Raw genomic sequence first — 7,855 nt, 5'->3', positions numbered from 1 at the left:
TGCGGGTTCCGGTGGTGACGAGAACCGAGCAGCCGCGGGCAATCATGCCCTCGATCAAGCCGACGAGCGACAGGGCCTCGCCGATGCTGGCCCCGTGCATCCAGACGAGATGACCGACGGGCCGGGCCCGGCCGGGGCGCCCGCGCCGTTCCGGTAGGCGAACCGGATCTTCCTTGCCGCGTCGGGAGCGCCACGCGAGCAACCCGGCCACGGCGGGCTCGCCGAGATAGAGGCCGTAACGGTAGGCCCGCAGGGTCGCGGGGAGGGGCGGAACCCTCACGCCGCGTGCCCCAGCGCGTCGTCGAGGGACCCGACCACGCGGTCGGGCCGACCGACGAGAGCGTAGGCGCGATCATGGACGCGGTTCAGTTCCGCCTGAACACGGGCGCGGAAGGCCTCGACCGCTTCCGGCTCGATTTCGCGGGGGACGAAGATCGATTCGCCGAACACCATGGCACCGCGGCCGAAGGGCAGGCCGAGACAGGCCCGGTCCCAGGAATTGAACCGGATGTGCCGACTCGTCACCACGGCGACGGGAACGATGGGGCAGCCCGAGAAGCGCGCCAACATGATGATGCCGGCGTCGCAGACCCGCGAGACCTTGGGCACGTCCGCCGAGAAGGCGACGGTCTCGCCCCCCTTGAGTGCCTTGACCATGGCGCGAAGACCCTCCGCGCCGCCCTTGGCACGGGCGTCGCGCACCGCACGGCCGCGGGCGCCGGAAGCCCGCATCACCCGCACGCCCATCTTGGTGAGCGCGATGGTGTTGATATTCCCGTCGGGAGAGCGCGAGATGATCGTCGCCACCCGGTCCTGTGGCCGGCTCATGAACGAGATCATGAGGTGCTGGCCATGCCACATCGCGGCGATGAAAGGGCCGGTCGCGTCGAGCCGCTCGTAGACCTCCCTCGGCTCGAGGGTGAAGCGGTTCGTGCGCTGCACCAGCTTGAGGTAGCCATAGGCAGCCGCTCCGAGAACGCGCTGGACGGCAGGCTTGCGCCCAATGGTCTTGATCAGGCCCATGGAGTCGGACCGCTCGCCTCTGTCGTTCGCGTTTCGATTCGGGCGCCGCCCAGGCCGGGCTGTCTAGCCCCGAGCCGCGCCGAGACGCAACGTGGCGAGAACCTTCCATGCGCCGATTCATGCTGCGTTGCGGCAGAGACCGGGTTGCGGCGCCCCCGCCGGAGAGAATGCAAGGGCGCCGGAATGCAGAGCACCGAATCGGGTCGAGGTGTTGACCTCGGCGCCCGATGCCCCGATGCCGTCGCCGGAAATGTTCAGGCTCGCCCATCTCACCGATCCGCATGTCGGGCCGTTGCCCCGGCTCCGCCTGCGCCAGCTTCTCAGCAAGCGGGCGACCGGCTACGTGAATTGGCATCGCGGGCGCGGCCGCCATCACGACATGGACCTCCTCGGCGCCCTCGTCGCCGACCTCCGGGCCCAGGGCAGCGACCATGTCGCCTGCACCGGCGACCTGTGTAACCTCGGATTGCCGGACGAGTGGGATACGGCCCGCATCTTCCTCGAAGCCTTGGGACCGGCCGACCAGGTCAGCTTCGTGCCGGGCAACCACGATGCCTATGTCCGGGGATCGCTGGAGGGCCTGCTCGGCACCTGCGGTGGCTGGACCGCGGCCGATGATGGCCGAAGCGGACTGTTTCCCTACCTGCGGCGGCGCGGACCGCTCGCTCTCATCGGTCTCTCCTCAGCAATCCCGACAAAGCCTTTCGCGGCGACCGGTCGGCTCGGTCCGGCTCAGATCGAGGCCGCTGAGCGATTGCTCGGCGAGTTGGCCAAGGCGCCCGACCGACCCTGCCGCGTCGTCATGATTCATCACCCGCCCCATCCGGGAGGCGCCGCCTCCGGCCGGGAGCTCAAGGATGCCGGCGCGTTCGCGGCCATGATTGGCCGGGCGGGAGCCGACCTGATCCTGCACGGTCACAATCACGTGGGGACGGTGGCCCGCATCGCAGGCCCGGATGAACGGCTGGTTCCGGTCGTCGGTGCGCCTTCGGCCTCGGCGCGCTCGCTGCTCGTGAACCGACGCGCCTCCTACTATCTCTACACGATCACCCCTGATCAGGCGGGGCACCGCATCGCCGTGGTCGAGCGCGGGCTCGACGCGGCCGGCAAGATCGCCGAACTTTCGGCCTTCGACATCGAGACCCCGCCTCCGGATCGAATCGGCCCGCCGGCGCGGCGTCGGCATTGAGGCGGACAAGGCTCAGACCAGGCTCAGTCCCTTCGACAACCCGTTGGTGCGCGGCAGGGGGCGCAGCAGGCTCTTCACCTGGGAGAACGGGCGAGGCCGATTGATGACCTCGTCGAGACGCGACCACAAAGTCTTCGGCGAGAACGGCTTGGCGATGATCTCGTTGACCCCGAGAGCGATCGCGCGATCCACGACGTTGCGCCGCGGCTGTCCCAGCATCAGGATGATCGGCACGGTCGGCGAGGGCGAGGTAGTCGGCGTCCGGGCGAGCCGAATGAACTCTTCACCGGAGAGGATCGCCAGATCCCAATCGATGATGGTCAGGTCCGGCTTGCTCTCGGCAAGGACCCCGAGCGCTTCTGCTCCGTCGGGTGCCTCGAGCACGCGCTTGATGCCGACGCGCATCAACATGTCGCGGACGATACGACGAATATAGAGGCTCTCGTCGACGACGAGAGCTGAAAGATCCGGGAAGGTCGGTGTGGCGATCATCGGCGGCTCGGGCCCGGGCTCGCGATGCGCGGGCTGACTGAGCGGGAAGCCTAGGCTCGCCCAGTTTGCATTTCCCTAAAATGCTCGGCGACATTCGCCGCGATCCCGACTTTCAGCTTTAGAATCAATCTCGGTTGAACGCCAAAAGTCTCTTCGCGCCCGCCTACCTACGCAGTTCACCACGAAAATCGGCGGTATGGAGCACGAAGGGGTTAGAAGTTCCTTGCGGTTCGGCCCCGATTGCGTCAGACCTGAGGCGTTGCTCTCGGTATCCGCTGCCGAGGGGATGATAGTGCGGGGCGTGGGCTGTCTCGGGATAGCGCGCACGCGGTATTCGAGACGTGGCGGGCGGACGGTTTTTGCGAGCTTTCAATGGGACGTGGTCGTGATTTTCGGGGGCCGCAGAAGCGCGGCTTCGACGAGGGCGGTGCCGAGCCTCAGTGGCCGGACCAGCTGCCCCCGAGCAGTGGTGGATACGGTGGTGGCGGCAACCGCTTCGGCGGCGGTGGTGGCGGCTACGGTGGTGGCGGCGGTGGCTTCGACCGCGGCCCGTCGCGGGGCGGCCCCGCAGCTGCGGCGCCTACGGGCCCGGAGCGTGATGCCACGGTGAAGTGGTTCAACAAGGAGAAGGGCTTCGGCTTCGTGGAGCTCGGCGACGGCTCCGGTGATGCCTTCCTCCATATCCGCGCGGTTGAGGCCGCCGGCCACGACGACCTCCTGCCCGGCACGCGCCTCACGGTGCAGACCGCCCAGGGCCAGAAGGGTCCGCAGGTCACTGCGGTGAACAGCGTCGACACATCGACGGCCGAGGCGGCTCCGCCCCGGCGCGAAGGCCCGCGCTTCGGCGGCGGTGATCGCTTCGGCGGCGGCGACCGTTTCGGCGGTGGTGGCCGTGACCGCTTCAGCGGCGGCGATCGCTTCGGCGGTGGCGGCGGTGGCGGCGGCGGTCGCTTCGCCTCCGGCCCGTCGGTCGAGATGACCGGCACCGTGAAGTGGTACGACCCGGCCAAGGGCTTCGGCTTCGTCTCCGTCAATGACGGCGGCAAGGACGTGTTCGTGCACCGCTCAGCCCTGTCGCGCGCCGGCCTCGATTCGCTGGCCGAAGGCCAGCAGGTGACCCTTGGCGTTGTCGAGGGTCAGAAGGGTCGCGAGGCCTCAAGCATCAGCGTCGATTACTGATCGACACACCGAGTATCGGACGAAGCGGCGGCCTCAGGGCCGCCGTTTTCGTTTGTCGGTATGCTGCAATCCGAGACGGGAAGGGACCGAGTTCCATGCGCGGGGTGATCGTCGTCTGGCTCGGTCTGTTGCTCGGTACCGGTCCTGCCGCTGCGGACGATTTCACGGGGTTTTATGCCGGTGTGAATGCCGGCTGGGCGTTCGAGCGCGGAGACAGCTCCACCCTGGCCGGATCGGTGGGATCGGCCCGAGAGGCTGAGGGCTTGCCGCCGAGCGTGTCGCGGATCGAGCAACGGCGCCTGCCGGAGAAGCCGGCCAACAGCCGCACCCGCTGAGACAGATCAGGCGACCCCATCCCAGGTTTCGGTGATGACGCGCCCGGCATGGCTGAGGCGCGCGCGCAGCACCACATCACCTGCCGGCATCGGTTCCGGCGGCCGGAACTCGGCGTAGAGGCGCCAGCCGCCCGTCTGGGGTACCCGCTCGGCATAGGGATCGACGAAGGCACCGGCGCTCGCCGAGAGCGCCACGTCGATGGCGGCCCTGGGATCCTCCGGCAGGCCGGGGCCCTCGAAATCGATGGCATAGAGGCGCCGCTTCGGACTCGGCGGGTTGGTCGGGCGCAAGCGCTCGGCTGAGCCGACGCGCGTCGAGACCACCCGGGCCAGCGGCGGCGCGATGGCGGCGGCGGGTTCCGCACCGATGGTCACCAGCGAATAGGCGCAATCGATGCGCCGGCCCGGTTCAACCGGAGCTTCCGGCACGAAGGCCGCCACGATGTTGTCGGTGGCTTCCTCCCGGGACGGGATCTCGAACAATCGCACCGCACCGGTGCCGAAACCGGATTCCGGGCGCACCCATAGGCCCGGACGATCCTCGTGGCGGGCCTGCACGTCGAGATAGGCGGCGAATCGCCGTTCGCGCTGGAGCAGGCCGAATCCCTCCAGCGGCGCCGTGCGGAAGGCGGAGGTCTGCGGCGCCGCTCGGCCATTAGTGAGCGGGCGCCAGAGCCGGTCACCGGGGGATTGTACGAGGAGTCCGTCCGAATCGTGCACCTGCGGTCGGAAATCGTCGAAGGGCAGAGCATTCCGGGCGCCGGGGCCGTTCTCCCCGTCGATGAACATGCTTGTGAGCGGTGCAAGGCCGAGCCCCGCGATCGCCCGGCGCGGAAATAGAGCTGCCGTCACGGCCACGGTCGACGAGTCACCGGGAGTGACGGTGAAGCGGTAAGCGCCGGTCAGGCTCGGCCCTTCGAGGAGGGCCAGAACGGTGATCGTGCCGGCCTCCACGGGACCGATCCAGAAGGTCGTGAAGTCCGGAAATTCCTCTCCGGTCGGAGCGCCGGTGTCGACGGCGATGCCGCGAGCCGAGAGTCCGTAGATCTGTTTTCTGCCCCGCACTCGGAAGTAGGAGGCACCGAGGAACACCAGGAACTCTTCCTGTTCGTCCGGACGCGCGGCATCGAATGCGTGGGCGATGCGGAAACCCGCATAGCCGAGCGACGCAGGGTAGCTACGCCCTTTGAGCGCCGGGCCGAGATCGAACAGCTTGGGATCGTAGCCGAATGCCGTCGGTGCTCGGCCGGACGCCTGCAGGAAGAGATCGACCCGTCGACGCTGCAGGCCACCCCGGTGGAACGGCTGCAACGAAAAGCCCGGCCCGAGCGGCACCGTCCCCTCCGGCCGGACACGGATCGCCTGGGTATCGTCGTAGTTCAGCGTCGACAATTCGGTCGGCAAATCGTCGTCATGGGGATGGTAGGGGCTACGGGCGAGCGTTTCCGCACGGGCCACCACGTCGTCGAGCGTCACGGGTCGGTTTTCCCCCTGCGACGGTGCTTCGGATTGTCCTGGGGGAAGCGTCTGAGCCATCGTTCTGTCGGCATTCAGGTCGAAGAGGTTAGGAATGCAGAGGCCGGACATGCCGGCGAGCCCGATCCGCACCATCCGCCGTCGCGAGATCTCCCCATCCGCGCGAGCATCCCCGTCCTTATCCGACGGTCCGTTCATCCGCTGCCCCTCTCGCGAGTACCCGACGCCGACCATGTCCAGCTCAGACTTGCCGCAGGTCGACGCGCCCGTCGAGACGGGCATTGCTCAGGTCCGGCCTTCCGGAACCGGCCCCGCCCCGCGGCCGGCCGCCTTCGGTCTGCGCCGTCTGGCACTGGTGGTGCCAACGCTCGTGACTGCGGGAGCGATCCTGGCCCTCGCGCTCGCCGCCTACGGCGCGCCGGAGACGTGGCTCGGTCGCACCCTCCTCACTCTCTTCGCGCTGCTGATGGCGTGGCAATCCTTCACGGCGTGGCAATACCTCTACGGTCTGGTCGCAGCCGCGATGGGCGACCGGATGCTGTCACCCCTGGAGCGGCGCGCCGCCACGATCTCGGCACGCCCGACGGGACTGAGCCGCACAGCGGCGGTCGTGGCGATCCACGCCGAGGATCCGATCGCCGTCTTCTCCGCAATCCGCGTCATGGCCCGCTCGCTCCAGCGCGAGGGTGGCGACGGATCCGACATCGACATCTTCGTCCTTTCCGACACCCGTGAGGGTGCGATCAGCGCCGTGGAGGAGCACGAATTCGCCCGCGCGGTGGCCTGGGCCGAGCGCGAGGGGCGCGGCATGCCGCAAATCCGCTACCGCCGCCGGGCACAGAATATCGGCCGCAAGGCGGGCAACATCGCCGAATTCTGTCAGACTTACGGGGCCGAGTACGATTTCATGATCGTCCTCGACGCCGACAGCCTCATGACCGGCGCGGCCATGCGCAAGCTCGCGCGGTTGATGGAGGAGAACCCCCGCGTCGGCCTGATCCAGACCGTCTCCTACGCGGCCGGACGCGACACCCTGTTCGCCCGCATCCAGCAATTCGCCGTGCGGCTCTACGCGCCGCTCTCCTTGCGCTGCCTCGAGACATGGCAGGGTCCGGACGGCTCCTATTGGGGGCACAACGCGATCCTGCGGATCGAGGCCTTCGCGCAGAACGCCGAACTGCCGGTTCTCTCCGGGAAGCCCCCGCTCGGCGGTGAGATCCTGTGCCACGATATCGTCGAGGGCGCCTTCCTGCGCCGTGCCGGCTGGGAGGTGCGCCTGCTGCCGGAGATGGGCGGTACCTGGGAGGAGATGCCGACCAACCTCATCGACCTGCTCGGCCGCGAGCGTCGGTGGTGCCAGGGCAATCTGCAGCATCTCCGCGTGCTTCCGATGAAGGGCCTGCGCGGGGCCAGCCGTTGGCATCTCGGTGTCGGCATCCTCGGCTACTGCGTCTACCCGCTCTGGATCGCCTTCCTCGGGCTCGGCACTTGGCAGGCTCTGCGCACCGACGAGCTCGGTCTGCTCGGCTACGGATTCGATCGGTCCAATGCCGCCGGTTGGGGGCTCGCGGCCCTGGTCGTGGCGGTGATGGCTCTGCCGAAGCTGCTCAGCCTCGGCTACGTCCTCGCTTCCCGCGAACGCCGCTCCGCCTTCGGCGGCACCTTCTCGCTGCTCCTGAGCGCCGCGCTCGAACAGGCGATCTGGGTGTTGCTGTGGCCCGTCATGGCTCTGTTCAGCGCCGGCGCCGTAATCTCCACGCTGTTCGGGCGGGTGGTGCGCTGGGATGCCCAATCGCGCGAGGATCGCAGCGTGCCGTGGGGAGAGGCCCTGCGCCTGCAGAGCGATGCCGTGGCTTCCGGCTTCGCCCTCGCCGTGGTCATCGGCGCCGCCGCCGATCCCCTGCTCGCCGCCTGGATGGCCCCGATCGCCGTCGCTTTGCTGACGAGCCCGGCCCAGAGCGTCCTCACCAGCAGCACGCGCCTCGGTCTCGCTTCGAGGGCCCGCGGTTTGTTCCTGACCGAGGACGATACGCGTCAGGCGCAGGAACTGTCCGAATTGCACCAGAGCCGATTGACGACCGCATTGCCGATGACGGCCGCCGAGCCGGTGACGTGGTTGCCGAACTCGATCGACGCGTCGGGAGCGCCCACGCCGCGCTAG

General features: G+C 68.5%; 8 protein-coding genes. 4 read left to right on the top strand and 4 right to left on the bottom strand.

Features of this window, described 5'->3' with window-relative positions; translation table 11 throughout:
* On the bottom strand, nucleotides 1–280 hold a 280-nt coding region (locus tag OWC43_RS02615; RefSeq protein WP_393955612.1), incomplete at its 3' end, for a glycosyltransferase N-terminal domain-containing protein.
* Entirely contained in the window at nucleotides 277–1,023 is a 747-nt protein-coding gene (locus OWC43_RS02610) for a lysophospholipid acyltransferase family protein (protein WP_393955611.1), read from the bottom strand. The genes OWC43_RS02610 and OWC43_RS02615, both read right to left, overlap by 4 nt.
* Before the next feature lie 250 nt (nucleotides 1,024–1,273).
* Here OWC43_RS02610 and OWC43_RS02605 point away from each other — a divergent pair, with 250 nt between their 5' ends.
* A complete protein-coding gene (locus OWC43_RS02605) occupies nucleotides 1,274–2,212 on the top strand; it encodes a metallophosphoesterase family protein (RefSeq protein ID WP_393958475.1) in 939 nt (312 codons plus the stop codon).
* A gap of 12 nt (nucleotides 2,213–2,224) precedes the next feature.
* On the opposite strand, the gene OWC43_RS02600 is transcribed toward OWC43_RS02605, so the two are convergent.
* A complete protein-coding gene (locus OWC43_RS02600) occupies nucleotides 2,225–2,704 on the bottom strand; it encodes a response regulator (protein WP_393955610.1) in 480 nt (159 codons plus the stop codon).
* Between the two features lie 372 nt (nucleotides 2,705–3,076).
* Between OWC43_RS02600 and OWC43_RS02595 the strand changes: the two genes are divergently transcribed.
* Nucleotides 3,077–3,883: a cold-shock protein gene (locus OWC43_RS02595; protein ID WP_137827850.1), complete on the top strand. Its 807-nt coding sequence runs from the start codon at nucleotides 3,077–3,079 to the stop codon at nucleotides 3,881–3,883.
* Between the two features lie 95 nt (nucleotides 3,884–3,978).
* Nucleotides 3,979–4,218 carry a hypothetical protein gene (locus OWC43_RS02590; protein ID WP_137827851.1) on the top strand — a complete coding sequence of 80 codons (240 nt, stop codon included), beginning with the start codon at nucleotides 3,979–3,981 and terminating at the stop codon, nucleotides 4,216–4,218.
* A 6-nt stretch (nucleotides 4,219–4,224) separates the two neighbouring features.
* On the opposite strand, the gene OWC43_RS02585 is transcribed toward OWC43_RS02590, so the two are convergent.
* Entirely contained in the window at nucleotides 4,225–5,892 is a 1,668-nt protein-coding gene (locus tag OWC43_RS02585; protein ID WP_393955609.1) for a glucan biosynthesis protein G, read from the bottom strand.
* A gap of 34 nt (nucleotides 5,893–5,926) precedes the next feature.
* Here OWC43_RS02585 and mdoH point away from each other — a divergent pair, with 34 nt between their 5' ends.
* Entirely contained in the window at nucleotides 5,927–7,855 is a 1,929-nt protein-coding gene (mdoH, locus tag OWC43_RS02580; RefSeq protein ID WP_137827853.1) for a glucans biosynthesis glucosyltransferase MdoH, read from the top strand.

Source organism: Methylorubrum sp. POS3, assembly GCF_043352485.1.
GTDB lineage: Bacteria > Pseudomonadota > Alphaproteobacteria > Rhizobiales > Beijerinckiaceae > Methylobacterium > Methylobacterium suomiense.
The sequence above is the reverse complement of the archived record's forward strand: the minus strand, read 5'-3'. Positions and strand labels throughout refer to the sequence as shown.

What these genes read in the sequence shown, in the direction of transcription:
- OWC43_RS02610 (WP_393955611.1), bottom strand. Translation starts at nt 1,023, where the DNA reads ATGGGCCTGATCAAGACCATTGGGCGCAAGCCTGCCGTCCAGCGCGTT.
- OWC43_RS02605 (WP_393958475.1), top strand. Translation starts at nt 1,274, where the DNA reads ATGTTCAGGCTCGCCCATCTCACCGATCCGCATGTCGGGCCGTTGCCC.
- OWC43_RS02600 (WP_393955610.1), bottom strand. Translation starts at nt 2,704, where the DNA reads ATGATCGCCACACCGACCTTCCCGGATCTTTCAGCTCTCGTCGTCGAC.
- OWC43_RS02595 (WP_137827850.1), top strand. Translation starts at nt 3,077, where the DNA reads ATGGGACGTGGTCGTGATTTTCGGGGGCCGCAGAAGCGCGGCTTCGAC.
- OWC43_RS02590 (WP_137827851.1), top strand. Translation starts at nt 3,979, where the DNA reads ATGCGCGGGGTGATCGTCGTCTGGCTCGGTCTGTTGCTCGGTACCGGT.
- OWC43_RS02585 (WP_393955609.1), bottom strand. Translation starts at nt 5,892, where the DNA reads ATGAACGGACCGTCGGATAAGGACGGGGATGCTCGCGCGGATGGGGAG.
- mdoH (WP_137827853.1), top strand. Translation starts at nt 5,927, where the DNA reads ATGTCCAGCTCAGACTTGCCGCAGGTCGACGCGCCCGTCGAGACGGGC.